The sequence below is a fragment of the Mesorhizobium sp. WSM4935 genome (assembly GCF_029625735.1).
GTDB lineage: Bacteria > Pseudomonadota > Alphaproteobacteria > Rhizobiales > Rhizobiaceae > Mesorhizobium.
Genome location: NZ_JARTVR010000007.1, coordinates 257,195 through 281,300 on the forward strand (window position 1 = coordinate 257,195; position 24,106 = coordinate 281,300).

Annotated in this window: 30 protein-coding genes and 2 pseudogenes; 16 read left to right on the top strand and 16 right to left on the bottom strand. The window is 64.5% G+C overall.

The features are described 5' to 3' along the window. Positions 1 to 2 precede the first annotated feature (2 nt). Entirely contained in the window at positions 3 to 890 is an 888-nt protein-coding gene (locus tag P9273_RS18750; protein ID WP_041001346.1) for a branched-chain amino acid ABC transporter permease, read from the top strand. 1 nt (position 891) lies between these two features. Beyond that, positions 892 to 1,854, top strand: coding sequence for a branched-chain amino acid ABC transporter permease (locus tag P9273_RS18755; protein WP_278050228.1), 963 nt, complete (start codon positions 892 to 894; stop codon positions 1,852 to 1,854). Positions 1,855 to 1,964: 110 nt separating this feature from the next. Here P9273_RS18755 and P9273_RS18760 read toward each other — a convergent pair whose 3' ends face one another. Continuing rightward, positions 1,965 to 2,438, bottom strand: coding sequence for an Lrp/AsnC family transcriptional regulator (locus P9273_RS18760; protein ID WP_041001342.1), 474 nt, complete (start codon positions 2,436 to 2,438; stop codon positions 1,965 to 1,967). Positions 2,439 to 2,547: 109 nt separating this feature from the next. Between P9273_RS18760 and P9273_RS18765 the strand changes: the two genes are divergently transcribed. From P9273_RS18765 to P9273_RS18785, 5 genes are all read left to right on the top strand, one after another. Continuing rightward, the gene (locus tag P9273_RS18765) at positions 2,548 to 3,750 is read left to right on the top strand and encodes a diaminopropionate ammonia-lyase (RefSeq protein WP_278050229.1); all 1,203 of its coding nucleotides are present in this window, start codon (positions 2,548 to 2,550) and stop codon (positions 3,748 to 3,750) included. Next, positions 3,747 to 5,021, top strand: coding sequence for a Zn-dependent hydrolase (locus tag P9273_RS18770; RefSeq protein ID WP_278050230.1), 1,275 nt, complete (start codon positions 3,747 to 3,749; stop codon positions 5,019 to 5,021). The genes P9273_RS18765 and P9273_RS18770 overlap by 4 nt, the downstream gene beginning before the upstream one ends. 166 nt (positions 5,022 to 5,187) lie before the next feature. Next, entirely contained in the window at positions 5,188 to 6,384 is a 1,197-nt protein-coding gene (locus P9273_RS18775) for a diaminopropionate ammonia-lyase (protein WP_278050231.1), read from the top strand. A gap of 69 nt (positions 6,385 to 6,453) precedes the next feature. Further along, the gene (locus tag P9273_RS18780) at positions 6,454 to 7,611 is read left to right on the top strand and encodes a M20 aminoacylase family protein (protein WP_278050232.1); all 1,158 of its coding nucleotides are present in this window, start codon (positions 6,454 to 6,456) and stop codon (positions 7,609 to 7,611) included. A 132-nt stretch (positions 7,612 to 7,743) separates the two neighbouring features. Continuing rightward, a complete protein-coding gene (locus P9273_RS18785) occupies positions 7,744 to 9,840 on the top strand; it encodes an EAL domain-containing protein (protein ID WP_278050233.1) in 2,097 nt (698 codons plus the stop codon). Positions 9,841 to 9,889: 49 nt separating this feature from the next. Here the strand turns inward: P9273_RS18785 and P9273_RS18790 are convergent, their stop codons facing one another. Both P9273_RS18790 and P9273_RS18795 read right to left on the bottom strand, forming a co-directional pair. Then, positions 9,890 to 10,189: an AzlD family protein gene (locus tag P9273_RS18790; protein ID WP_278050234.1), complete on the bottom strand. Its 300-nt coding sequence runs from the start codon at positions 10,187 to 10,189 to the stop codon at positions 9,890 to 9,892. Then, a complete protein-coding gene (locus tag P9273_RS18795) occupies positions 10,186 to 10,929 on the bottom strand; it encodes an AzlC family ABC transporter permease (RefSeq protein ID WP_278050235.1) in 744 nt (247 codons plus the stop codon). The genes P9273_RS18790 and P9273_RS18795 overlap by 4 nt, the downstream gene beginning before the upstream one ends. 162 nt (positions 10,930 to 11,091) lie before the next feature. On the opposite strand from P9273_RS18795, the gene P9273_RS18800 reads away from it, so the two are divergent. After that, complete coding sequence (locus tag P9273_RS18800; protein WP_041001328.1) at positions 11,092 to 11,550, top strand: Lrp/AsnC family transcriptional regulator; 459 nt, start codon at positions 11,092 to 11,094, stop codon at positions 11,548 to 11,550. Positions 11,551 to 11,711: 161 nt separating this feature from the next. On the opposite strand, the gene P9273_RS18805 is transcribed toward P9273_RS18800, so the two are convergent. The 6 genes from P9273_RS18805 to P9273_RS18830 all read right to left on the bottom strand — a co-directional run bounded on the left by P9273_RS18805 (position 11,712) and on the right by P9273_RS18830 (position 14,124). Further along, positions 11,712 to 12,032 (bottom strand): plasmid stabilization protein, encoded by a 321-nt coding sequence (locus P9273_RS18805; RefSeq protein ID WP_140752066.1) that lies wholly within the window; start codon positions 12,030 to 12,032, stop codon positions 11,712 to 11,714. Between the two features lie 43 nt (positions 12,033 to 12,075). Next, positions 12,076 to 12,273 carry a hypothetical protein gene (locus P9273_RS18810; RefSeq protein WP_041001324.1) on the bottom strand — a complete coding sequence of 66 codons (198 nt, stop codon included), beginning with the start codon at positions 12,271 to 12,273 and terminating at the stop codon, positions 12,076 to 12,078. A gap of 29 nt (positions 12,274 to 12,302) precedes the next feature. Further along, positions 12,303 to 12,512 carry a hypothetical protein gene (locus P9273_RS18815; RefSeq protein ID WP_041001322.1) on the bottom strand — a complete coding sequence of 70 codons (210 nt, stop codon included), beginning with the start codon at positions 12,510 to 12,512 and terminating at the stop codon, positions 12,303 to 12,305. A 196-nt stretch (positions 12,513 to 12,708) separates the two neighbouring features. Continuing rightward, positions 12,709 to 13,200: a hypothetical protein gene (locus P9273_RS18820; RefSeq protein ID WP_278050257.1), complete on the bottom strand. Its 492-nt coding sequence runs from the start codon at positions 13,198 to 13,200 to the stop codon at positions 12,709 to 12,711. A gap of 223 nt (positions 13,201 to 13,423) precedes the next feature. Beyond that, a complete protein-coding gene (locus P9273_RS18825) occupies positions 13,424 to 13,945 on the bottom strand; it encodes a YciE/YciF ferroxidase family protein (RefSeq protein WP_041002661.1) in 522 nt (173 codons plus the stop codon). 77 nt (positions 13,946 to 14,022) lie between these two features. Further along, complete coding sequence (locus tag P9273_RS18830; RefSeq protein ID WP_157900456.1) at positions 14,023 to 14,124, bottom strand: KGG domain-containing protein; 102 nt, start codon at positions 14,122 to 14,124, stop codon at positions 14,023 to 14,025. Between P9273_RS18830 and P9273_RS18835 the strand changes: the two genes are divergently transcribed. Continuing rightward, the gene (locus P9273_RS18835; RefSeq protein ID WP_278050258.1) at positions 14,098 to 14,277 is read left to right on the top strand and encodes a hypothetical protein; all 180 of its coding nucleotides are present in this window, start codon (positions 14,098 to 14,100) and stop codon (positions 14,275 to 14,277) included. The two genes, P9273_RS18830 and P9273_RS18835, sit on opposite strands and share 27 nt — an antisense overlap. 288 nt (positions 14,278 to 14,565) lie before the next feature. After that, positions 14,566 to 14,790, top strand: coding sequence for a hypothetical protein (locus P9273_RS18840; RefSeq protein ID WP_278050236.1), 225 nt, complete (start codon positions 14,566 to 14,568; stop codon positions 14,788 to 14,790). Positions 14,791 to 14,837: 47 nt separating this feature from the next. Here P9273_RS18840 and P9273_RS18845 read toward each other — a convergent pair whose 3' ends face one another. Together P9273_RS18845 and P9273_RS18850 are read right to left on the bottom strand one after the other, a co-directional pair. Next, positions 14,838 to 15,731: an alpha/beta fold hydrolase gene (locus P9273_RS18845; RefSeq protein ID WP_278050237.1), complete on the bottom strand. Its 894-nt coding sequence runs from the start codon at positions 15,729 to 15,731 to the stop codon at positions 14,838 to 14,840. A 40-nt stretch (positions 15,732 to 15,771) separates the two neighbouring features. Continuing rightward, complete coding sequence (locus tag P9273_RS18850) at positions 15,772 to 16,005, bottom strand: DUF6894 family protein (protein ID WP_278050238.1); 234 nt, start codon at positions 16,003 to 16,005, stop codon at positions 15,772 to 15,774. Between the two features lie 163 nt (positions 16,006 to 16,168). Between P9273_RS18850 and P9273_RS18855 the strand changes: the two genes are divergently transcribed. Continuing rightward, positions 16,169 to 16,888, top strand: a complete 720-nt coding sequence (locus P9273_RS18855) for a Crp/Fnr family transcriptional regulator (protein WP_278050239.1) — start codon at positions 16,169 to 16,171, stop codon at positions 16,886 to 16,888. Between the two features lie 4 nt (positions 16,889 to 16,892). On the opposite strand, the gene P9273_RS18860 is transcribed toward P9273_RS18855, so the two are convergent. Further along, on the bottom strand, positions 16,893 to 17,192 hold the full coding sequence (locus tag P9273_RS18860; RefSeq protein ID WP_278050240.1) for a DUF982 domain-containing protein: 300 nt from the start codon (positions 17,190 to 17,192) through the stop codon (positions 16,893 to 16,895). Positions 17,193 to 17,704: 512 nt separating this feature from the next. Here P9273_RS18860 and P9273_RS18865 point away from each other — a divergent pair. After that, positions 17,705 to 17,851 (top strand): annotated as a pseudogene (locus tag P9273_RS18865) (short-chain dehydrogenase); the annotation flags it as partial. Positions 17,852 to 17,902: 51 nt separating this feature from the next. Further along, positions 17,903 to 18,220 (top strand): hypothetical protein, encoded by a 318-nt coding sequence (locus tag P9273_RS18870; RefSeq protein ID WP_278050241.1) that lies wholly within the window; start codon positions 17,903 to 17,905, stop codon positions 18,218 to 18,220. 24 nt (positions 18,221 to 18,244) lie between these two features. Here P9273_RS18870 and P9273_RS18875 read toward each other — a convergent pair whose 3' ends face one another. Further along, complete coding sequence (locus P9273_RS18875) at positions 18,245 to 18,430, bottom strand: hypothetical protein (RefSeq protein WP_278050242.1); 186 nt, start codon at positions 18,428 to 18,430, stop codon at positions 18,245 to 18,247. A 377-nt stretch (positions 18,431 to 18,807) separates the two neighbouring features. On the opposite strand from P9273_RS18875, the gene P9273_RS18880 reads away from it, so the two are divergent. After that, the gene (locus tag P9273_RS18880; RefSeq protein WP_278050243.1) at positions 18,808 to 19,716 is read left to right on the top strand and encodes a hypothetical protein; all 909 of its coding nucleotides are present in this window, start codon (positions 18,808 to 18,810) and stop codon (positions 19,714 to 19,716) included. Positions 19,717 to 19,818: 102 nt separating this feature from the next. Here P9273_RS18880 and P9273_RS18885 read toward each other — a convergent pair whose 3' ends face one another. Both P9273_RS18885 and P9273_RS18890 read right to left on the bottom strand, forming a co-directional pair. Further along, on the bottom strand, positions 19,819 to 20,049 hold the full coding sequence (locus P9273_RS18885; RefSeq protein WP_041001301.1) for a hypothetical protein: 231 nt from the start codon (positions 20,047 to 20,049) through the stop codon (positions 19,819 to 19,821). Positions 20,050 to 20,184: 135 nt separating this feature from the next. After that, a complete protein-coding gene (locus P9273_RS18890) occupies positions 20,185 to 21,495 on the bottom strand; it encodes an NRAMP family divalent metal transporter (RefSeq protein WP_278050244.1) in 1,311 nt (436 codons plus the stop codon). A gap of 710 nt (positions 21,496 to 22,205) precedes the next feature. Here P9273_RS18890 and P9273_RS18895 point away from each other — a divergent pair. After that, positions 22,206 to 22,448: a hypothetical protein gene (locus P9273_RS18895; RefSeq protein WP_278050245.1), complete on the top strand. Its 243-nt coding sequence runs from the start codon at positions 22,206 to 22,208 to the stop codon at positions 22,446 to 22,448. Positions 22,449 to 22,503: 55 nt separating this feature from the next. Here the strand turns inward: P9273_RS18895 and P9273_RS18900 are convergent. Further along, a pseudogene (locus P9273_RS18900) lies at positions 22,504 to 22,659 on the bottom strand (Crp/Fnr family transcriptional regulator); the annotation flags it as partial. A gap of 159 nt (positions 22,660 to 22,818) precedes the next feature. On the opposite strand from P9273_RS18900, the gene P9273_RS18905 reads away from it, so the two are divergent. Next, the gene (locus P9273_RS18905; RefSeq protein ID WP_278050246.1) at positions 22,819 to 24,072 is read left to right on the top strand and encodes a trimethylamine methyltransferase family protein; all 1,254 of its coding nucleotides are present in this window, start codon (positions 22,819 to 22,821) and stop codon (positions 24,070 to 24,072) included. The last annotated feature ends 34 nt before the right edge of the window (positions 24,073 to 24,106 follow it).

Genomic DNA, 24,106 nt, shown 5'->3' on the forward strand with positions numbered 1-24,106 from the left:
CAATGACCATGATCTTCGGCATCCCCGTCCAGGCACTGCTCGGCCAGCTTTTGGTCGGCCTGATCAACGGCTCGTTCTACGCCATGCTCAGCCTTGGGCTGGCTGTCATTTTCGGCCTCTTGCGCATCATCAACTTCGCCCACGGCGCGCTCTATATGCTGGGCGCCTTCATCGGCTACCTGCTGCTGGTGCATATGGGCATCGGCTACTGGCCGGCGCTTGTCCTTGTGCCACTGATCGTCGGCCTGTTCGGCATGCTGGTTGAGCGCCTTGCTTTGTCGCGGCTCTACCGTCTCGACCCGCTTTACGGCCTGCTCTTCACATTCGGCCTCGCCTTGGTGATCGAAGGGGTGTTCCGCTATTACTACGGCGTCTCCGGCAACCCTTATGCCGTGCCGACCCTGCTCGCTGGCGGCACCAATCTCGGCTTCATGTTCCTGCCCAATTATCGCGGCTGGGTGGTTGTCGCCTCTCTCATCGTGTGCATCGGCACTTGGCTTTTGATCGAGAAGACCCGGCTCGGCTCATATCTGCGCGCCGCCACCGAGAATCCGCAACTGGTGCAGGCCTTCGGCGTCAACGTGCCGCTTTTGCTCACGCTCACCTACGGGTTGGGCGCGGCTCTTGCGGGCCTCGCCGGCATTCTCGCCGCGCCTGTCTACCAGGTCAGCCCGCTGATGGGCTCGGATCTCATCATCGTCGTCTTCGCCGTCGTCGTGGTCGGCGGCATGGGCTCGATCCTCGGCGCCATCGTCACCGGCTATATGCTTGGCCTCGCCGAGGGCCTGACCAAGGTGTTCTATCCCGAGGCCTCGAACCTCGTCGTCTTCGTCATCATGGCGATCGTGCTTCTGTTGCGGCCCGCCGGTCTGTTCGGAAGGGACGCCTGAGATGAGCGAGGCGACCCTTCACGCGGAACGCGCCACCTCCGTCAGGCTGGAACGGGCGCTGGTGGCGCTGGGCATTGCGGCGCTGGTCGCGGCGCCCTTCGTCATCTATCCGATCTTCGTGATGAAGATGCTTTGCTTCGCGCTCTTCGCTTGCGCCTTCAACCTGTTGCTCGGCTATACCGGCCTGCTGTCCTTCGGCCATGCCGCCTTCTTCGGCGGCGCGGCCTATTTCTGCGCCTATGCGGTGAAAGCCTGGGGCTGGCCGCCCGAGGCCGGCATCCTACTCGGCACCGCGGGTGCTGCGGGCATGGGCCTCGTCATGGGTTTCCTCGCCATCCGAAGGCAAGGCATCTATTTCGCCATGATCACGCTGGCGCTGGCGCAGATGTTCTATTTCTTCTGCGTGCAGGCGCCTTTCACCGAGGGCGAGGATGGCATCCAGGGCGTGCCGCGCGGGCATCTCTTCGGCGTCGTCGACCTCAACGCGCCGATGACCATGTACTTCTTCGTGCTGGCGATCTTCCTGATCGGCGTTTTCGCGGTCTGGCGCATCGTCAACTCGCCCTTCGGCATGATCCTGCGCTCAATAAGGGAGAATGAGAACCGCGCCATTTCGCTGGGCTATTCCGTGGGCCGCTATAAGCTCGCAGCCTTCGTCATGTCGGCGGCCCTTGCCGGCCTTGCTGGAGCTACGAAGGCGATCGTCTTCCAGTTCGCCACGCTCACCGACGTCACCTGGCAGATGTCGGGCGAGGTGATCCTGATGACGCTGCTCGGCGGTATCGGCACCATGGTCGGCCCGGTGGTCGGCGCCGGCCTGGTCGTCGGCCTGGAGAACACTCTGGCCACCTCCGGCTTCCCGGTGACGATCGCCACCGGGCTCATCTTCATGGTCTGCGTGCTGATCTTCCGCCGCGGGATTGTCGGGGAGATCTACGCCCGGTGGCTGGGGCTGAAGGGTTGAGTTTGCGAGGGCCTCTCAACTTCGTCATCCACGGGCGGAGCGGGACCGAAGCGGACGCGTAGACCCGAGGATCCATGCCATGACATCGGCCAAAGGATGCAGTGAGAGCCTTACCCCACCGGCACCTCCAGCCCCACCTTCACCCGGTCCATCGCCACGAACGTGCGAAACCTTTTGACGTTGTTGTTCTCGAAGAACAGCCGTCTGGTCAGCGCCTCGTAATCGGCCATCGTCGCCACCGTGACGACGAGGATGAAATCGGCCTCGCCGGTGACGTAGTAGCATTGCTGCACTTCCGGCACTTCGGCAAAGCCGCGCTTGGCGGCGTCGATCAGCTCGGCGCGCTCGCTCTCCACTTCCACCTCGACGAAGATGGTAATCGGGTGGCCGACCTTGGCCGGGTCGACCAGCGCGACATTGGCGCGGATGACGCCGGTTTCCTCCATGCGCTTGATGCGCCGCTGCACGGCCGGTGCCGAGAGGTTGACCCTCTCGCCAATCGTGCGCTGCGGCGTGGTGTTGTCCTTCTGCAGGATCGCGAGGATGGCTCGGTCGAAGGCGTCGAGTTCGGGTGAAATAGGCATAGTAACATTCCAGGCGAAACAAACTTGCATTTGAGGCGCCAAAATAGAGCGCCTTTCTCGCCCGGCTTGCAATAAATTTCAGAACGTCAACGCGGAGAAAAGCCGATCCATGTTCCTGCTCAACAATCATCCCGACCATCGCCAGCCGCTGATCGAGGAAGACGCCGCGACGCTTGGGCTGGCCGGCGCCTGGGAGGCCGAGCGCTTCCTTGCCGCGCGCGACAACCATGCCGAGACGCCGCTTCATGCCTTGCCCGCGCTGGCGCGCGAACTCGGCATCGGCACGCTGCACGTCAAGGACGAGGGCAAGCGTCTCGGCCTCGGTAGCTTCAAGGCATTGGGCGGCGCCTATGCCGTGATGCATCTCGTGCTGGAGGAGGCAGGCAGGCGGCTCGGCCGCGCCGTCGCGGTCGAGGAATTGCACAAGCCTGAGGTGAAGGCGATCGCCGCGCAAATGACCTTCGCCTGCGCGACCGACGGCAACCATGGACGCTCGGTGGCGCAGGGCGCCGGCCTGGTCGGCGCTCACTCGGTCATCTTCGTCCATTCGGGCGTCAGCAACGAACGCGTGGCGGCCATCGCCCGATTCGGCGCCGAGATGGTGCGCGTCGCCGGCGATTACGACCAGTCGGTCAGAGAAGCCGCCCGTGTTGCCGCAGAGCGCGGCTGGACCGTCGTCTCCGACACGTCCTGGCCGGGCTACGAACGCATCCCGGGGCTGGTGATGCAGGGCTATACGGTGATCGTGCGCGAAGCGCTGAGGCGCTTGCCTGAGCCGCCCACCCATATCTTCCTGCAGGCCGGCGTCGGCGGCTTCGCCGCGGCGGTAGCCGGCCATCTCGCCATCATGCTTGGCGAGGATCGGCCGACCGTGATCGTGGTCGAGCCGGCGCGGGCGGCCTGCGTCTATGAGACGGCCAAGGCTGGACGCCCGGTCACGATAGCGCACAGCAAGCCGACCGTCATGGCGATGCTCGAATGCTACGAGCCGTCGCTGGTCGCCTGGCGCGTTTTGTCGCGAATCGGCGATGCTTTCATGACCGTGGACGAGGAAGATGCTGTCTCGGTGATGAACCGCCTGGCGCGGCCGTCGGGCAATGACCCGGCGATCGTCTCTGGAGAGAGCGGCGGGGCGGGGCTCGCCGGGCTGATCCGCGCCGCCGGCGACAGGAAAATGCGGGCCGCGCTCGGCCTCGATGGGAACTCTCGAGTGCTGATCATCAATTCCGAAGGCGCGACGGATCCCGGCCGCTATGCCGAGTTGGTCGGCATGGCGCCGGACGAGGTCGCAAACGCAAGGCTGCCGGCATGAGCAATCTGACGATCAACGCCGACCGGCTTCTGGGCCGTATCCAGGAACTCGGCGGTATCGGCCGCGACGCGCAGGGCAGGCTGGTCCGCGTCGCCGCCTCCGACATGGACAGGCTCGGCCGCGATCGCCTCGTCGGCTGGCTGGAAGAGGCGGGGCTTGAGGTCGTCATCGACCGCATCGGCAACATCTTCGGCATCTGGAAGACAGGCGCCAACGAAAGCCAGGCGCCGGTCATGCTCGGCTCGCATATCGACACGGTGATCGATGCCGGCATCTATGACGGCTGCTATGGCGTGCTTGCCGGCCTCGAAGCGATCGAGAGCCTGAAGGAGGCCGGTTTCGTGCCGGCGCGCCCGGTGGTCGTCGCTGCTTTCACCAACGAGGAAGGCGTGCGCTTCTCGCCCGACATGATGGGCTCGCTGGTCTTTGCCGGCGGCCGGGACCTCGGGGAAGCGTTGGCCTCGGTCGGCACCGACGGCACGGTGCTGGGCAAGGAGCTCGAGCGCATCGGCTATGCCGGCAGCCACGAGCCCGGCTTTCTCAAGCCGCATGCCTATGTCGAATTGCATGTCGAGCAGGGGCCGGTGTTGGAGCGCGAGGGCATCGCCGTCGGCGCGGTCGAGAACCTGCAGGGCATTTCCTGGCAGCGCATAACCATCGACGGCGAGGCCAACCATGCCGGCACCACGCCGATGTCGATGCGCCGGGATGCCGGTGTCGCCGCGGCCCGGGTGATCGACTTTCTCGCGGACCGCGTCGGCGCCTCGTCGACGCGTACGGTCGCGACCGTCGGCACCATCGCCTTCGAGCCGAACGCGATCAACGTCATCCCGTCGCGGGCGACCTTCACCATCGATCTCCGCGATCCTAACGAAACCCACCTTCGCGAACAGGAGGCCGCGCTCGCTGCCTTCCTCGACGAGCTTTCCGCAAGCGCTGGTGTCGCCGTCCATGCGGAAAGCCTGGCGCGTTTCGAGCCGGTGACCTTCGATGCCGGGATTGTCTCGCTGATCGAGGACGGCGCCAGAGCCGCCGGTCTTTCGTGCCGGCGCATGACGTCTGGCGCCGGCCACGACGCCCAGATGATCGCTCGCATCGCGCCGTCGGCGATGATCTTCGTGCCGAGCCGGGGCGGCATCAGCCACAACCCGGCCGAGTTCACCGCTCCCGACGAACTGGTCGCCGGCGCCAACATCCTGCTTGGCGTCGCTGCCCGGCTGGCGGCCGATTGCATGGCGGGAGGAATGCAGATCGGCGTGCCGCGGAGGTGAAATACCACCAAAAATAGTCATGCTGGCTGTATCGGGACGACCCGAAGCGAACATTCGGCGACATCCAATCGAAACAAACTTCAATCACTTAGCCAATTGAAGCCCCCGGAATCGCGCCAGAAATCGCGCCCGCCAACAGAGTTCAGTGCCTCGCAGGTAGACTAGCATGCTGCTTCTCAACCAACGTCCCGAACACAACCAGCCGTTGGTTGCTGCCGATGCCGAGTCGCTCGGCATGGCGGGGGGCGAGCGGGCCGAGCGTTATCTCAAGGCGCGCCACGACCATGCCGAGACGCCGCTGCACGCCTTACCGGCGCTGGCCGACGAGCTCGGCATCTCGGCGCTTCATGTCAAGGATGAAGGCCAGCGTCTTGGCCTTGGCAGCTTCAAGGCGCTGGGCGGCGCCTACGCCGTCATGCGGCTGGTGCTGGAGGAGGCCGGCAAGCGCCTTGGCCGCGATGTCGAGATTTCGGAGATCGGCGAGCCGAGAGTGCGCGAGATCGCCTCCGGCATGATCTTCGTCTGCGCCACCGACGGCAACCATGGCCGCTCCGTGGCGCAGGGCGCCAGCCTCGTCGGCGCCCGTTCTGTGATCTTCGTCCATGCCGGTGTCAGTGCCGAGCGCGTTGCGGCTATCGCCCGCTTCGGCGCCGAGATCGTCGAGGTCCGGGGCGGCTACGACCATGCGGTGCGCGAAGTCGCCCGTGTCGGCGCCGAGCGCGGCTGGAAGATCATCTCCAACACGTCCTGGCTTGGCTATGAGCGCGTCCCCGGACTGGTCATGCAGGGTTATACGGTGATCGTGCGCGAGACGCTGCGGCGTATGGCCGAGCCGCCAACGCATGTCTTCCTGCAGGCCGGCGTCGGCGGCTTCGCGGCGGCGATCGCCGGCCATATGGCTGTCATGCTCGGGTCCAGGCGGCCGAAATCCGTGGTGGTCGAGCCGCGGCGCTCGGCGTGTCTCTACGCTTCGGCCGAGGCCGGACGTCCGGTCACGATCTCAAATCAACAGCCGACCGTGATGACGATGCTCGAATGCGCCGATCCCTCTCTCGTCGCCTGGCGCGTTCTGGCGCGCGTCGGCGATGCCTTCATGACGGTGGAGGAGGAGGACGCGGTCGCGGTGATGAAGCGGCTGGCGCGGCCCCTGGGCAACGATCCGGCGATCGTCTCCGGCGAGAGCGGCGGGGCAGGCCTCGCCGGGCTGGTCCGTGCCGCAGGCGACAAGCATATGCGCGCGGCTCTCGGCCTCGACACGCATTCGCGCGTGCTCGTCGTCAACTCGGAGGGCGCGACCGACCATGGCCGCTTTGCCGAGCTGGTCGGGATGGCGCCGGAAGAGGTCTTCCTGCAGACTGCCTGAGAGCATTCCAGGGAGTCGGCGCGTGATTTCCGTCCGGAATTGCATCGAGAAGAGTGTTTGAGAGCGACGATGGCTGAACTCGACCTTGAGGCACTGCATTGCGAGATGGCGGCATGGCGGCGCGATATCCACGCCCATCCCGAGTTCGGCTTCGAGGAAAAACGCACCGCGGCCTTCGTTGCGCAAAAGCTGCGCGAGTTTGGGCTGGAGGTGGCGGAGGGTGTCGGCCGCACCGGTGTCGTCGGCACGCTGACCAGGGGCAGCGGCAACCGCGCCATCGCGCTGCGCGCCGACATGGACGCGCTGCGCATCGCCGAACAAGGCACGCAGGCCTGGCGCTCGCAAACACCCAGCACCATGCATGCCTGTGGCCATGACGGCCACACCTCGATGCTGCTCGGCGCGGCCAAGCTGCTTGCCGGTGAGGGCGGCTTCGACGGCACGGTGCGCTTCATCTTCCAGCCTGCCGAGGAATGGGGCAGGGGCGCGCTGGCCATGCTGGACGACGGGCTGCTCGAGCACTTCCCCTTCGAGGAGATCTTTGGGCTGCACAATATGCCGGGTCTTCCGATCGGCCATTTCGAGACCCGGAGCGGTCCGGTGATGTCGGCCGAGGACAATTTCGAGATCGTGCTGAAAGGCCTCGGCGGCCACGCGGCGCGGCCGCATGCCGGCCAGGAGACGCTGGTCGCCGCCTGCGCAGTGGTAGTCAACTTGCAGACCATCGTCTCGCGGCGCCTGAGCCCGGCCGATATCGGCGTCGTCTCGGTGACTGAGCTCGTCACCGACGGCACCCGCAACGCACTACCGGGGCTGGCGCGCATCCTTGGCGATTGCCGCAGTTTCCGGCCTGAGGTGAGCGCCGCGATCGAACAGGAAATGCGCCGCATCGCCGAGGGCACGGCTCAGGCCTATAGCGTTGCGGCTGAAGTCACTTACACCCGCGAGTTCGTGCCGCTGATCAACGACGCGGCATTGGTGGATGAGGCGCTTGCGGCGGCCAGGACGGTGTTGGCCGATGACGCTGTCGGCGTCGCGGCCGAGCCCATGACGGCTTCGGAGGATTTCGCCCGCTTTCTGACCCACGTGCCCGGTTGCTTCGTCTTCATGGGCAATGGCGCCACCGCGCCGCTGCACAACCCTGCCTATGATTTCAATGACGACGGCCTGCTGCACGGCGCGCGGTTTCACGCGGCGGTGGTCCGGCGAAGGCTGGCGGTGGGCTAGAACGTCGGCCGTTGGCGAAGGCGGTCGTGCGCTGATCTCCCCTCAACTGGGGACATCAGCAGCTCCGACCCGGTAACTCTTTTTTCTCTGCTTTCATGCAGTATTGCCGGGGCAGGACGGCAAGAACAAAGAATGGCGGACGACGATAAACGCAACGGCAGTTTCTGGGCGCTGGCGCTTGACCGCGCTCATCTGGGCCTTTGGGACTGGAATCTGTCGGCCGGCGATTGTTACTATTCGCCGACCTGGTCGAAGATGCTGGGCTATGAAGCGGGCGAACTCGCCAACACGCCCGATCTCTGGCTGAAACTTACCCATCCCGACGACCGCCAGCGCGCGCAGGAAAGCGGCGACCGGCATATTGCGGGTCTCGTCGATTCCATCGAGACGGAGCTTCGCCTGCGCCACAAGGACGGCCACTGGGTCTGGGTGCTCGATCGCGGCGGCATTGTCGAGCGCGACGCCGACGGCAAGCCGCTCAGGCTGATGGGCGTGCAGACCGACATCACCAGGCAGAAAGAGGCCGAGGCGGCGCTCGAGCAGGTCAATATCCGCTTCCGCTTGGCGCTCGCGGCCAGCGGCACCGGCATCTGGCACTTCGATATCGGCACCCAAAAGAGTTACTGGGATGCCCGCACGCGCGAGATATTCGGGCTGGTGAGCGATACCGACGAGGTCACCGCCGGCCTCTGGCACACCTACCTTCATCCGGACGACAAGGAGGCCACGGAGCGGGCTCACCTGCCGCCCCCGGACTCGCAGGGAGTCACGGCGTCGCAGTATCGCATCATCAGGCGCGACGGCGAGATCCGCCACATTGAGTCGTTGGTGCGCTTCATCGCCGATGTCGGTTCGGCCGGTCAGATACTCGGCACCGTGCGCGACGTCACCGAGGAGAAGCAACGTGCCGAGGGGCTTGCCTTCGCCGCGTGTCACGATGCGCTGACCGGGCTGCTCAATCGCTCGGCCTTTGACCGGTTGCTTGCCGAGAACATCGCCCTGGCAGAGCGCCTGCCGCTCGCGGTGTTCTATGTCGATCTCGACTATTTCAAGGCGCTCAACGACTATGCCGGCCATGCCGCCGGCGACCTGGCGCTGAAGAGCGTCGCCGCAGGCATCCTCGCCAGCCTGCCCGCCTCGGCGCATGCGGCGCGGCTCGGCGGCGACGAGTTCGCGCTGATGGTGCCGAACTGCAAAGACGCCTGTGCCGAGCAGATTGCCCGCGCCGTGCTTGCCGCTGTGCGCGATGCCGATCTCGGCCCGGCGGTCAGCTCGCGCAGGCTCGCCGCCAGCATCGGCATCGCTTTCGTGCGTGACCGCAACATGAGCGTGGCCGATGCGCTCGCCTGCGCCGACGATGCCTGCTACGCCGCCAAGGCCGGCGGACGCGACCGTTTCGCCGTGTTCTCGCCGGAGACGACGGCAGGCGCCGGCGGCCTCAACGCCGCGCGGCTGGCGGCCGACCTGGTCGATGCGATGGAGGACGGCCGGCTGAAGCTGTTCGGTCAGGAAATCCACCGGCTCGGACAGCCGTGGGAAGACAGCCGTCATGTCGAAGTGCTGGCCAGGCTCGAGGCCCGAACCGGCAGCATGATCCCGCCCGGCGATTTCATGCCGGTCGCCGAACGCTTCGGCCTTGCGGCGCGGCTCGACCGCTGGATCATCCGCACCGCGCTGACACGCCATGGCGAGGCGATGCGCGCCGGCGCCGTCTCGCTCGACTTCAACCTGTCGGCCCAGACGCTTTCCGATCCGCGGCTCTGGAACTTCGTCGACGAGGCCATCGCCGAGAGCGGCGCACCGCCGTCGGCCGTCGGCTTCGAGATCACCGAGACTGCCGCCGTCACCAATTTTGACGCGGCCGAAGCATTTGTGCGCCGGGCGCGCGAACGCCATTGTCGCGTCAGTCTCGACGACTTCGGCGCCGGCATGAGCTCCTTCGAATATCTCAGGCGCTTTCCCATCGACGCCATCAAGATCGACGGCTCCTTCGTCGAGCACATCGCCGAGAGCCGATTCGACCGCGAGATCGTCTCGGCGATCACCGGCATCGCCCGCTCGATGGGCGCCGCCGTGGTGGCCGAGAAGATCGAGGAGAAGAACGCGTTGGAGATCCTCATGGGCATGGGCGTCGCCTATGGCCAGGGCTATTTCCTGCACCGGCCCGAGCCGCTGGAAGCGATCGTGGCGAGGGCGACGGGCGGGATTGCAGGGAAGCGGTTTGGCTGACCGCCAATCTCCCCATCATGGCGTTCCACAAGGAGAGAGACTGCCTAGTCTAGCCCATCAGCCACCTCAGCATGCCCGCCGAGCCAACCCCGATCACCACCGTCGGCAGCATCGACAGCCTTGTCGCGGCGAGCATGGTTATGGCCAGCGCCGCGAGGTCGGCCGGGTTCTTCGAGACGAAGTCCGGCGCGATCACCGAGATCAGCACGCAGCCGGGGGCGGCTTCCATCACCGCCATGGCGCGCGGGCTGAGCGCCCTGTTCCTCAACACCACATAGCCGCCGATGCGGGTGAGGTACGTCACGCCGGCCATTGCCAGGATGGCGAGCACGGTCATCGGATCGATCATTTGTTACCTGCCAGAAACCAGGCGGCCACAAGGCCGGACAGCGCGCCGGCCGCCACATACCAGGCGCCGGGCACGACGAGATAGGTGAGCGCGGCCACCGCCAGGCTGACCAGCCAGGGCCGTGCCGCGGCAAAGCCCTTCCACATGCCGCGCAGCAGCACGAGGAAGACGGCCGGGAAGGCCATCGCGAAGCCGTATTTCCCGACATCGCCGAGCACCGGGCCGAGCGCCGCGCCGCAGGTCGTAAACGCCACCCAGGCGAGATAGAAGGGCAGGCCGGCGCCCAGATAAAAGGGCAGGCTGAAGGCTGGCGGCAGCCCGGCGGCAGCGCGGCGTTGGGCGTCTGCCAGGCCAACCGCCCAGCTCTCGTCGCACATCAAAAACAGCGACGGAAAGACCTGTCGCTTCGGCAGGTGCTTGATGAACGGCGCGAGGGCGGCGCCCATCAGGAAATGCCGGCTGTTGACCAGCAGGGTGATGCCAGCAATCAGAAGGATATGCGGCGGCGAGGTCCAGAGCTGGATTGCGGCGAATTCGGAGCCGCCGGCGAAGTTGAGGCCGGTCATCAGCGGCACCTCGATGACAGAAAGGCCTTTCTGCGCGGCCTGCGCGCCCAGCACCAGCGCGTAGGGGATGATGCCGAGCAGCACCGGCGTCGAGGCGGCAAGCCCGCGCCGGAACTCGGCGCCGCGGTCGTTGCTGGTTTGCTCCTCGGCGAGGGCGATCTCGGAAACGCTCATGGCTTTGCCCTTGGCCGGCCTCGCGGCCGCCATTCTCCCGGTCGGTTGTCGATCGCCGGACACTAGCCGAAACGCCGGGCAATCGGGTTGCGAAGATGCGTCATTTTCGCCAAGATTTGGCATTAGGTAGCGCATTTAGGCAAAAGATTGGAATTCTGAACCATGAAGCTCGATGAGATCGACAAGCGCATCCTGCGCGCGCTGCAGCGCGACGGGCGCATGGCCAACAACGACCTTGCCAGGGAAGTCGGCCTCTCGCCGTCGCCTTGCCTGCGGCGCGTGAAACTGCTGGAGGAGGCAGGCATCATCGACCGTTATGTCGCGATGCTCAACCCGGCCAAGATCGGCCGCGGCCAGACCTTCTTCACCCGCATCTGGCTGAAGCAGCAGGACGAGGACACGATCGAGCATTTCGCCGCTGAGGTGGCGAAATTCCCGGAAGTGATGGAGTGCTATCTGATGCTGGGCGATTGCGATGCGATGGTGCGGATCGTGGCGGCAGGCATCGACGACTACCGCCGCTTCCAGTCGGAGCATCTGAGCCGGATCAAGGGCGTGCAGAACGTCAAGACGGACGTCCCCAGCCAAACGATCAAGCAGACGTCGGAAATGCCGCTGTAGGGGCCTTCTTCCTTCTCCCCTTGTGGGAGAAGGTGTCGCCGAAGGCGACGGATGAGGGGTGCTCCAGGGAAAGCCGACGTCTCACTTCGCTGGAGCACCCCTCATCCGTCTCGGCGCTGCGCGCTGATCCACCTTCTCCCGCAAGGGGAGAAGGGGAAACGTCAATGGTGCGCGTGGTGCTCCGCATTCCTCTTGCGCGTCGCAGCCGCCTTCTTGGCCGACGCCGAACGCGCGGCCGCGGATCGCTCGCCCGACGCCTTCCCGCCAGCCTTGCCGCCCTTATGGGCCGCCGGATGGCCGGTGTGCTTGCCGCGGCCCGAGCCGCCTTCCTTCTTGCCGCCGCCGTCATCCTTGTTGACCGTCGCCCAGGCGCGCCGTTCTGCTTCCTTCTCGGAAACGCCGCGCTTCTCATAGCCTTCGGCGATATGGTCCGCCTTGCGCTCCTGCTTGTCGGTGTATTTCGATTTGTCTCCGCGTGGCATTGTCCTGCTCCTTTGTTGCGCTGAGTGAAGCCGCAGACCGGCCTCAGGAACCCTTTTTCTTGGCGACGTCGCCAAGGTCGGACCGTTCCGGATCCTTGTTGTTCTCGCCCGCGGCGTCACGATCCTCGTCGGGATCGTCCTTGGCCGGCAGGTAGCCGCGCGGCTTGTTGGCCTTCGGGCCTTCCCAGCGCGGCCATTGATCGGAGGTTCCGGGACGTCCTGTGTTCGGTGAATTGCTCATCTCTCAACCTCGCTTCTTTCTCGGGGCGGTCAGCCCTCCGCTTTCATGGTTCGGGCGATCTTCAAGAGCTTGTCGCGGTCATGCCCGTGCTCGCGGATCAGCTCGCGCGCCTGCTTCGGCGACAGATCGGTGTTCTCCGCCAGGAAACGCACATCGGGGTCGTCGCCGCCCTTGGTCGGCAGGTTACCTGACGGCGTTCCTGCTGCGCCTGGGCGGTTGGGAAGTTCGCTTTTCTGCATGGTTTTGTCCTTCCGATACTGAACCAACCCTTCGCGGCGAGGCTGGTTCCTTTTCGTTCGCGAGTTGGCTGGCCATCTTCAATATCGGCAGGCTCCGGCGCGAGTGCGCTAGGCTCGCCGTCAGCCCGTCAGCTTCTGCTCGATTTTCGTGACCAGGCCGCCGCCTTGCTCGAATGGCACGGCATCAATCCGGCGATCAGGTTTCCTGCTTTTCCTGGCGGCGCGCGGAAGCTTCCTTCTTGCGGCGCAACACTTCGTCGGTGCCGACGATGTCCTTCGCGCCGCCGGTGATCGCGGTCGAAACGACAGCCGGCGGATCGCTGGCCGGAAAACTGTCCTCGAGTCCGGACTGCAACTGCTCTTCCAGCGTATCCGGATCTTCCGAGCGCCCTTCGGCACGACGGTTATCGATTTCTTCCAGATCCTGCTTGGCGTCAGGGTGCTCACGCACGTTGCGCAGCGTGGACACGACAAGCTCGACGGCGAACTCCTTCATCGCTTCCGAATCCGGCGCGGCGATGTCCGCCTCCTCGACCAGCCGGATCAACGACGCCTCAAGTCTGTCCAGATCCTTCATTCCTTGTCGACGGGCGAGTTTCTGTGCGAGCGCATTGATAAGGATTGGCGCAAAAGCCGAATAGGCCTTCAGGCGAGTCTCATCGACCCGCTCAGGATGAAGCGTATGCATAGACATCAGGTGCCCTCCTTCAAATGCCGGCGTTCTGCGGCGACGGCATCTAAGCAACCGGGAGGAGCCGAACTGGTTCCATGCGGCATCGGCGGATAGCGGTTCAAGCTCCGACAACTACGCCCAGCGACCGGCGCCGACCTCAGCCTTACGGCCCCGGCTTTGAACCGGGGCCGCTTCATCAGGCCATGGCAGCAAACCGAAGCCCTGGCCTCAGCGCCTTCTATGCGGCCGCCTGCAACGCTCGCTTGTTGGCCCCGCTTTCGCCCAACTTGGTAAGTGCTTCGTCCGTTGCGGACTCTTCCTTGAGCGTGTCGCGCAGCAACGGCAGCGCTTCCTTCAGGCCGAGTTGCTCTGCCCAGGCGATCAGCGTGCCGTAGCGCGCGATCTCGTAGTGCTCGACCGACTGGGCAGCCGCTACAAGGCCGGCATCGAGAGCCGGCTCATTTTTATATTCCTCGAGGATCTCCGAACCTTCTTCGATAATGCCGTCGATCGCCGGACAGGTCTTGCCGCGCGCAGGTTTGCCGAGGATTTCGAAAACCTTCTCGAGTCGGTCGACATGGCCTTCCGTCTCGACGCGATGCTTCTCGAAAGCCGCGCTTACTTCTTCCGCCGACGCGGCTTTGGCCATTTTCGGCAGCGTCTTCAGGATTTTCTTTTCCGCATAGTAAATGTCTTTGAGGCCGTCCACGAACAGGCTTTCCAGGCCGTTCGAGGCTTCGGACGAACGCTTCGTCGCCATCGATTTCTCCATGATTTGAAAGGTGCAACTCCAAAACGAGGGCGGCGCGGTGCAGAGCACCGACGCCACCTTCTCACTCAGCGCTGGCCACCCTTGCGGCCGGCTTCCGAGGCACGCTGGCGGTCTTCGGCGAAGTTGCCGCTTCCGCCTCTATGCTGACCGGCGCCCCGCTGATCCATGTTGCGGTCCTCAGCTTGCTGTTGCCCGCTGCCGCGATGCTGATCGTCGCGATTCTTGTGGCTCTGCTGGCCGGCCTTGACGTGCTGTTCGTGGCTTCCGCCTTGATTGGGCATATCGAATTCTCCGTTGGTTCGGATTCTTCTTCAGGGTGATTCAAGGACGCGTTCGGCATCCTTGAGTAAAAGGAACAGGCGGGGACTGGCTATGTTCCGGCTGAAACATTTCGTGACCGGGTACGACTCAAGTCCGAATTAGCCGAAGCATTGGGCCGGCTTGTGCAACCAATCCGCTCTTTGAGAATTGGGGAGCGGCCGTCGAGAAAAGCCCCCTCCATCGCCGGCCGTCCTGGTGCCCGCCGATCGCCCCCCGCGCAATTTCGGCGGGCACCAATATTCATGAACAACAAGGCCGCTTAACCGGCTTCGGAGCGAGACGACGTTTTGACCTATATCTCTGCAAAGCCCACCCGGCAGGACACCGAAAGCCTGCCTGCCAATGACAACCAGCGCGCCACCCGTGCCGATCTTTCCTTCCTCGATCTCATCAACGACGAGGATGAGGTAGCCGACATTGCCAGGCGCGCGGAGCGTCTCGGCCACGCCACGCTCATTGCAATGGCGGTCGGCCTGGCGGCCTTGCCGCTGCTTTGTTTGCTGCTAGCCTGAGCCGGCCGGGCACTTGCCGGCCCGCGCCAACTCGCGCAAAGCGCATTCTATCTTCCGGAAAAGAAGGCGCCGAGCGTGGCAGCCGTTTCGATCGGCGACTCCTCCGGAAAGAAGTGACCGCCGGGCAAGGCGCCGCCGCTGACGTCGTCCGCCCAGTCCCGCCACAGCGCCTCCGGGCCGCCTTCCTGCGCATACCATTCGGCCAGCGCCCCATGCTCGCTCCATAGCGCCAGCAGCGGGCAGGTGATGCGCCGGCCGGCCTCTCTGTCGGCCCGGTCATGCTCGCGATCGAGGGAAGCCGCCGCGCGATATTCTTCGCAAATCGCATGGATGTGCGCCGTGTCGCGCAGCGCATCAACATAAAGTTGTCGCACTCCGGGCGGGAACGCGTCGGGCGACGATCCCCAGCCGGAGAGCGCATTGTCGACGATGGCATCGGCGGCGCCCGCAAGCATCGTCTCCGGCAGCGGCTCGGGCTGCGCCAGCAGCGACCACGGCCAGTAGCCGAGTGCCAACCTGTCATCGGCGCGGTCCCAGGCATCGGCGGTGGGGATGATGTCGAGCACGGCGAGCTTCTCGACACGGTCCGGGTGGTCGAGCGCCAGCCTGTAGGCGACGCGCCCGCCGCGATCATGACCCGCTACCATGAAGCGGCGAAAGCCGAATGTCTCCATCAGAACGATCATGTCGGCGGCCATCGCGCGCTTGGCATAGGGCGCATGGTCGGCGGCCGAGGGCGGGCAGGAGCTTTGCCCATAGCCGCGCAGATCGGCGCAGACGACGGTGAAATCCCGTGCCAGGCCGGGAGCCACCTCGCGCCACATCGCGTGGGTTTCGGGGAAACCGTGCAGCAGGAGCAGGCCGGGTCCGCTGCCGGCGTGCCGGGCGAAGATCCTTGCTTCGCCGGTGTCGATCTCGCGGCTGTCGAAATCCTCAAACATTGCTTGTCTCCGGAGGCTGGCGCCGACAGCGTCGACCGCCTCACGTCCAGGCGGAATCCAATGTCAGCGACGCTTCGAAAATCTGGTCGCGCTTTTCGTCCAGCACCTTGACAATGATGGTGAGATGCCTGCCGCCCGGCATCTCGTCGCGGGCGACGTCGTGCAGGATGCGCAGCGCCTCCATGCCGGCGCTCTCCCGGCTGGGAAAGAGCTGCCCCTCGGCGTCTTCCTGGCTGTGGTCCGCGTTGTAAAGGTCGAAATAGAAGCGTTCCATCGGCACGTCGTCCCCGGAAATTTCGAGGTTCAATTCACCAGCGCGGTCATGGTTCCAAGCCGCAGATATCGAGGGAAAATCCGCGTCGCGCCGGCTCTGGGCGGGTGGCCGCCTGCAACCAGCCTCGGTCTGCCGCGTTAGCCGTTGCAACGGAGAGGCCGAATTGCTGGAATCGCTATACCTCAATCTCAGCCAGCACGACGCCCTCTCGGAGGAAGAGAAAGCGCTGCTTACTTCCACGATCTCGATAGAGAAGTATGTCGACGTCGGTGAGGACATCGTCTCGGAGGGAACCAGACCGACCTACAGCACGCTGATCATAGATGGGTTGGCTGCCCGCTACAGGGTGTTGGAGGACGGCGGCCGCCAATTCACCTCGCTGCAGGTCGCCGGCGATTTCGTTGACCTTCATGCCTTCCTGCTCAAGACCATGGATCACGGCATCGTCGCGTTGTCGCCCTGCCATGTGGCTGCAGCGGAGCATAGCAAGCTCAAGACGATCACCGAGCAGGCACCGCACCTCACCCGGCTGTTGTGGCTCGACACGCTCGTCGACGGCGCCATCCATCGCGAGTGGATCGTGGCGATGGGACGCCGCTCCAAGCTCTCCCACCTCGCGCATCTGATATGCGAGCTGTTTATCCGGCTACAGGTGGTGAAGAAGACGCGCGAGATGAGTTTTTACCTGCCGCTGTCCCAGGCTCAACTGGCCGACGTGCTCGGCCTGTCCGTGGTCCACATGAACCGGGTGATTGGCACGCTGCGACGCATGAATGTCATCAACTGGACGAACCATATGATCACGATCCTCGACTGGGAGCGGCTGGTTACGATCGCCGAGTTCGATCCGACCTATCTCAGCATGGCGCGCGAGCCGAGATAGGCCTCTAGCTCTGCGGCTTCTTGGAGCTCGACCAGAGCTCGTCCAGCATGGTCAGCGCCGCACTTGGCTGTGCGGATTTCAGCAGCCCCTGCTGCGCGGCGGCCTTCTTGAAGGCGGCAAAAGCGACGGCCGGCCGGCAGGTGCCCGCAATCGCGTTGTCCACCAACCGCGCCGCCTTGAGATACTCCGGCGCTTCCTTGTTCTTCCAGGTACCGGCGAGCGCCTTCTTGGCCTCTGCGACCGTGGTGACCACCATCGTGCCGCCGCTGACGAAGCGAATGGTGAGCGGCAGGAAACGGCTCATCGGTTGATCACCATCCGAACCATTCGCGCGTTCGCCAGACAAGGCCGACAAAGGGCGCGGCCGTGGTCATGGCGGCGACAAAGACAAGAAGCGGATTCATAGGCAAGGATTTCATTGTGCACCACAAGGTTGGGGATGGCCGTAAACGATGACTTGGCCAGTCGGTTGCATTCGCCTGGCGGTGCTGAGGTTACATTTTGCTTGCGGGCCGGGCAGGAGGTGCCGGCCGGTGTGGCGGACGCGGTCTCGGCCTGAGCGGGATATCCGCCAGCGAGGCGCGGATCACCCTCGCTGGGATCGGCGGTGCGGCGGCACGGCGGCGCAGCAAAGCAGCCGAGAGCGTGCCGATGAGAGTTCGAACATCCATGGGACTCCTCCCGAAGAGTCCCCCCAAATAACGAAGGGTTAGCACCATGGCCGAGCGGCCGCATTTAACTTTGATGTAGGCCGAAGCTCCTGGCGATGTGCGATGAACCTGGCCAACCTTTTCTGACGACATGCGTTGTCTCTCGGGCATCGGCGTCAACGCGGTCGCGCCCGGTCCGGTCCGGAGGCCGCTCAATCCGCCCGAAAAGCAAGCGGAAGACGTTTCGCAGTTCGGCGCCGACACGACGATGAAGCAACCCGCCCGGCCGGACGAGATCGCGCCGGCCTGTGTTCCTGGTCTCGCCGATCTCGGCCCCACGAGCACTGACCAAGAGGAGGATACCATGAACAAAGCGCTTCTCATCGCGGCCTTCGTTCTGATCCCCGCTCTGCCGGCGGCTGCGCAGACCGCCCAGGCGCTGGACGAGCAACCGATGGATCAGCAGGCGCAGAACTGTCAGGCCAAGCCCGACGCCAACGACCAGCGGCAGAAACAGAAGCAAGAGGCCGATACGGACGAACTGTCGAAACAGCTCGGCAATTGCGGCGGCGTGCTGAAGCCCCCGCCGACCGGCGACAAGAATGCGACTCCGCCGCCGCCGACCGGCAGCGACATGCCGGTGATCAAGCCCGGCCAGGTGCCGCCGCAGACGGGCCAATAAGATCCCGCATCGTCAAACGACCGGTCAGTGTTCGCGCTTCCCACTCTCGGCCGGCTTGACGGCCGGCAAGCCGTGGGCTTCGCGGATCATCCGCAATGCCTCGTCGCGGGTAAGACCGCATTTGCGGGCAAAATAAGCCGCCTCGAGCATTTCAGCGCGAGATGCTGCCGAAACGCCTGCGGGGACCTGTCTGCTTTTCTTCTTGGCCATCGGCTTACCGCGCCATGAATCACTTAGTCAGCTAATTATACATCCATTGTTTCCCGTTGCAAATTCGCCATCGGTTTTGACAGCGTCCATTGGGACTTGCGGTAGCTTAAGCTCTCGGCTGCCGATCATGCCGAGCCACCACTTGTTCCGAAAGAATTTCCGTGGCGGCATCGCCGGAATCAGCGGTCACCCAAAGTCGGGGCGTGCCTTCGATCTCCATCACTAAACCTTAGGAACGAAAGCCAGTTCTGCGAATTGGTATTTCGTCTCGAAGCAACAGGAGGTTTCTATGGGACGAGGTATATTGCTTTGGCTGCTGGGTGTTCCAATCCCGATCATCATCCTGCTTATGCTGTTTGCGCGGTAGGAGATGTGTGATGAATCCCGCTGTAAGCGACGCCGAACTTTCCGGCGCTACCGAGTCTTCCTCTTCCGCCGTGAGTTGGGGTCCGATCGTAGCCGGAGCCTTCGCCGCGGCGACACTGACAGTGGTCTTGATGCTGATCGGCTCCGGGTTGGGGCTGACGATGGTTTCGCCCTGGACCGGTGCCAGCGCCTCGGCCACCACTTTTGCGGTTTCGGCCGCCGTGTGGCTAATCGTCGTGCAATGGCTGTCGGCCGGGCTGGGCGGCTACTTGACCGGCCGGCTACGGACGAAATGGGTCGGCATTCACGACAACGAAGTCTACTTCCGCGATACCGCGCATGGATTTCTGGCGTGGGCGCTAGCGACGCTGCTGGTTGCCGGCGTGTTCGGCTCTGCCCTGTCCGCAACAATCGGCGCGGGCGTGCAGGCGGGGGCCAACGTCGCGGCGGGCGCGGCCGCGGGTGCTTCGTCGGCGGCCGCGAATGGCGCCGGCGCAACCGACAACAACACCTTGGGTTACTTCGTCGACCAACTCTTCCGCCCTGCAGACACCGGTACCGTCGCCCCGGCTGGCCAGAATGACGCCGGCACGACGGCGCAGGCAACACGCATCCTTGTGGCGAGCGCCGCCAAGGGCGAGGTGTCGGCCGACGACAAGGCCTATCTTGCGAAGCTGGTAGCCTCCCGCACCGGGCTTTCACAGGCCGATGCCGCCAAGCGCGTCGATACCGTGCTTGCCGGGGTCGAAGACGCCAAGAACAAGGCGAAGGCGGCCGCCGACACCGTCAGAAAGGCAAGTGCCACCTTCGCGCTCGTCGGCGCCCTGTCGATGATCGTTGGAGCTTTCATTGCCAGCGTTGCCGGCGCGCTCGGCGGCAGGCAACGTGACGAAGACGAAGCGCTTTTCGTTCGCCGCTGACACAGCCCGGGGCTGTTCGGCAGCTATCATTGAATGCGCCCGCGGGCTTCGCCGGCGGGCGCCTATACGCGTGATTCCTACACAAACGCCGATGCGGCGGCCTCACTGAGCCTGCTGGCCCTCCCGCCGCTCTTCCTGCCGTTTCTCGATCTCGTAGGAGAGCCAGCGACAGAACATGCCGACAATCGAGGTGGCGGCTCCCCCGAGGAGAGACGCTGTCAGCAAAGGACTTTTCGAGGCGCCATCCCAACTGACGATCACCAGCAGGATCACGCTCACCGTGGAGATCAGATAGCCTGTACCCTTGAGCAGATGAAGCGACGATCTGGTCATGCTGGCCCGCCTTCGAAATAAATAATCAATGCTGACCAAGGTTCCATTCGCGCACTGTCCCCCCAAACTGCCTGGTGGGTTGCAGCTCAGGCATCGACCGTCTTTCCGCGTTAGGTGCCGCAACGGGCGCAGCACTCACAAGAACCATTGAATGATCAGGCCGACCGACGACATACCCATTGCCAATGTCGATAGCCAGCCCAGCGCACGCAGCCAGCCTTGGACCGGGAATTCTCCCATGATATCCTTACGGGCAGCCATCAGCATCATCATGACCATGACCGGCACGGCGCACATGCCGTTTATCACGGCGCTCCAGTAAAGCGCCTTGATCGGGTCGATTGGGGTAAACATGATCCCGGTGCCAAGAGCGGTCGCCGCGGCGAGCGTGGCGTAGAAGGCGGCTGCTTCCTTCGGCTTGCGCTGAAGGCCGACCGGCCAGCGCAGCGCTTCGCCTACTGCGAATGCCGCCGAACCCGCCAGCACCGGCACTGCCAGAAGTCCGGTGCCTATGATGCCTGCTGAGAAGATGATGAAGGCGAACTTTCCGGCCACCGGCTCCAGCGCCTTTGCCGCGTCGGTGGAAGAAGCGATATCCGTCACCCCCGCCTTGTGGAGCGTTGCGGCTGTGGTGAACATGATCGCAACGCCGATCAGGTTCGAAAAGGCCATTCCGACCAGCGTGTCGGCGCGTATCCGCCCGAACGCCCGTGTGGCTTGCCAGGGCGCCCATCGCAGCGGCTTGGCGGTCAGCTTGAGTTCCTCCTCTTCGACCTCCTGGGAGGCCTGCCAGAAGAACAGATAAGGCGAGATCGTGGTGCCAAGGATCGCCAGCAATGTCGTGAAGAAAGCTTCGCTCCATTCGAGGTGCGGAATGAACAGGCCTTCAGCCGCGTCGATCCACGGCACATTGGCCGCGAACATCGCGACCACATACGCAAAAAGGCTCAAGGTGATCCATTTGAGGACCGTCACGTAGCGGGTGTAGTCGAGGAACACGATCGTCGAGACACAGATGATCGCGAAAGCGACGACATAGAGTGAACTCGGTCCGCCGACGAGCAGTTTCAACGCGTCGGCCATGGCGCTGAGATCAGCGCCGATATTGATGACGTTGGCGACGAACAGCAGCATCACCACAATGGAAAGCAACGGGGCCGGATAGTGTCGGCTGAGGTTGCCTGAAATACCTTTGCCTGTGGTGCGGCCAATGCGAGCGGCGATCTCCTGGATTGCCGCCATCAGCGGGAAGGTGAACAGCATCGACCAGCCGATGTTGAACCCGAGTTGGGCGCCAGCCTGGCTGTAAGTTCCGATTCCGGAGGGGTCGTCGTCGGATGCACCGGTGACGAATCCAGGCCCGATCGTGCGAAGGAACCGCCGGAAAGGACCTTTCGCCAAAGTGCTGCTTTGTTCTCTATCGATTTGGGAATCGATTCCGGTCATGGGAAGTCAACCGGCGCGAGGTCGGCCGTAAGCGCGAGGTGCGCCATGAATTTGGGACGGCTGTTCCGCATTGCAAAAGTACCGGCTAACGAAGGCATAGAGTAACCGATGGATGGACGATCGGTTCCAGAGTGACCGTCACCTCGGCATGGCGAGCGAGGTTCTTATCCGCATTCGTTAGCGGCCAGGTCCAGCTGACGATCCGAAAATCGCGCGAGGCAGGCATCCGCAGTCCGCTCAATGCGAGCCGGCCTCGGCAATCCGGTGGCAAGGATAACCGCCGACAACCCTGAACTCGAACACCAGGGCGCAGCCACGTCGGCGGCCTGTCAGTCAGCTCGACAACTCGGTCCGTCTGCTGGAACCGGCGCGCAGCGTGCCCCCCGACGCCGAGCGCCTTTCGGGCGGCCTCGTATGGGGTATCCGCGGCGCAGCCGGCGGGCTCCCACCGGCATCGGCTTATCGGCCGAAGAGGCCAGCAGCGCGACGAAGATCAGAGCCGCAATGACTGCCGGGCGGAATGTCTCGGCCGCGTCGGGCAATTCCGTCGCTTTCGCTCCTGCAATGGAACATAAGTGCCGGTGTCCGGTTCGGTGCCCGGCGGCTCCCCCGCCGCCATCGGGGTCCCTCCCGATAGAAGCCCGCCCGCTCACCCCTCCGGACGGGCTTCTCTGTGGGGAGAATTTCTTTCAGCCATGGGAGAGACAGGCATGGCAGGCAAGACAACGCATGATCAGCAGCAGCGCATCATCGAGGAGCGCGTCAACACCAAGAACGCCGGTAAGGACTTCAATGCCGAGGAGGAACTGAAGCGGCCGCATCAGGAACGGGCTGCCCGCGCGAAGGGCAGTACGTTGAAGCCTGCCGAGAGCGACCTGGTCGATTCCGACGACCGGCAGATGCTGCGCGGCGAGAACCAGGAATCCCCGCACCGGAAACGGCGTTCTGAATGATGCAGGTCGCCCAAAACTGCATAGCGGTTTTTGGGAAGATGCCTCCAGTAGGCGATCAGCGCGGCTCGCGCGTCATTGAAAGATAGGTCGGATCGAATTCGGCGATCTGCTGCAGCCTCTGCCAGTCGAGGATCGTCACCGTATGGATCGCCCAGGCGATCACGCCGCTGTTGCGCGGCGCGCTGATGACACGGTTCATATGCACCACCGAATGCCGAGGAGAGCAGCGCGGCCGGTGTCGCCGGGCCGCCGTCGGCGGCACCCTTCTGGAAGCGACGCAAGGTGGCGCGCCGGACGTCGCGAAGGCAAGCGAATCCGGATACTGCGGCATGCCGGCACATCGAACCTTTTGCGCCGGCCCGGGGGTTGCATGCCGGCTTCATGGGCAAATGAATATCGCGCGGCGGCGGATTTTGTCGCCGCGGCCTATCGGCCCGAACAGGACGATGCCGGGTTGGAGACGATCGAGAGGGCGGCGGACAGGGTTCTCGAGGAAACTGGCATCCGCTTCCTGGACGATCCGCAGACCATCGACATTCTCAAACAGGCCGGTGGCGTGGCGACCGGGGATGTCGTGCGCCTGGATGGCGCCGAGCTGCGCCGCATCATACGCCGGCACGCTCCGGCAAAGTTCCTGCTGCGCGGCAGGAATCCCGGACGGGATACGCTGGTCGGCGGCGGCGGGCCGCCCATCTTCGCGCCGATCTACGGCGCGCCCAATGTCGTGCTCGACAACAGGGAAAGGGTGGCAGGCAGCCGGCAGATCTACGGCGAGCTTGTCGCCGCCGCGCATGCCGCGCCTGGGCTCACCAACACCGGGCAGATGATCTGCGTCATGGAGGACGTCCCTGAAGACCGGCGGCCGCTGGAGATGCTGCTTGCGCATCTCAGCCGCTCCGACAAGCCGTTCATGGGCAGCATAGCTTCGCCGGCGGCGGCCGAGGCGGTGATCGATTTGACCGCCGCCGCGGTCGGGCGGCCGGCGTCTGCCGGCGCGTGCAACCTTCTCCACCTGATCAATGCCTCGCCGCCGCTGACCTATTGGCCGAACCCGTTGAAGTGCCTGCGGGCAATTGCATTGAAGGGCGAGGCGAGCATGGTGTCGTCCTACATGATGATGGGCGCGACGTCGCCCGTCACTGTGGCCGGCGCGCTTATCCAGGGCTACGCCGAGGTGCTTGCCGGGCTTGCGCTGGCTCAGCTCTGGCGTCCGGGCGCGCCGGCGGTGATGGGCATCCTCGCCTATCCATTCGATATGCGTCGGATGCTGCCCGATTTCGGCGACCCGGCGTCGCAGCTCGTCCAGCTCTACGCGGCCGGGCTGGGCAGGCGGCTCGGCGTGCCGGTGCGGGGCGACGGCGCGATCACCTCGGCCAAGATCGACGACGCGCAAGCCGGCGCCGAAGGGGGCAGGGTGCTCTCGGCCGCGCTGGGCTCCGGAGCGAGCTTCATCCTCCACGCCTCCGGTTGGCTGGAGCAGGGCCGCACGGTGTCGTTCGCAAAATTCCGCCGCGATGCAGCCGCTCTGGCCGAACTTGGCTGTGGCAAGCCGACCGGGACTCCGCCCCTGCCGTTTGACCGGGACATCGAGATGGAAATACGCAGCCGCCTCTCGCCGCCTTGACCGACCAAACAGAAAGGGCGCCGTCGCCCCGCAC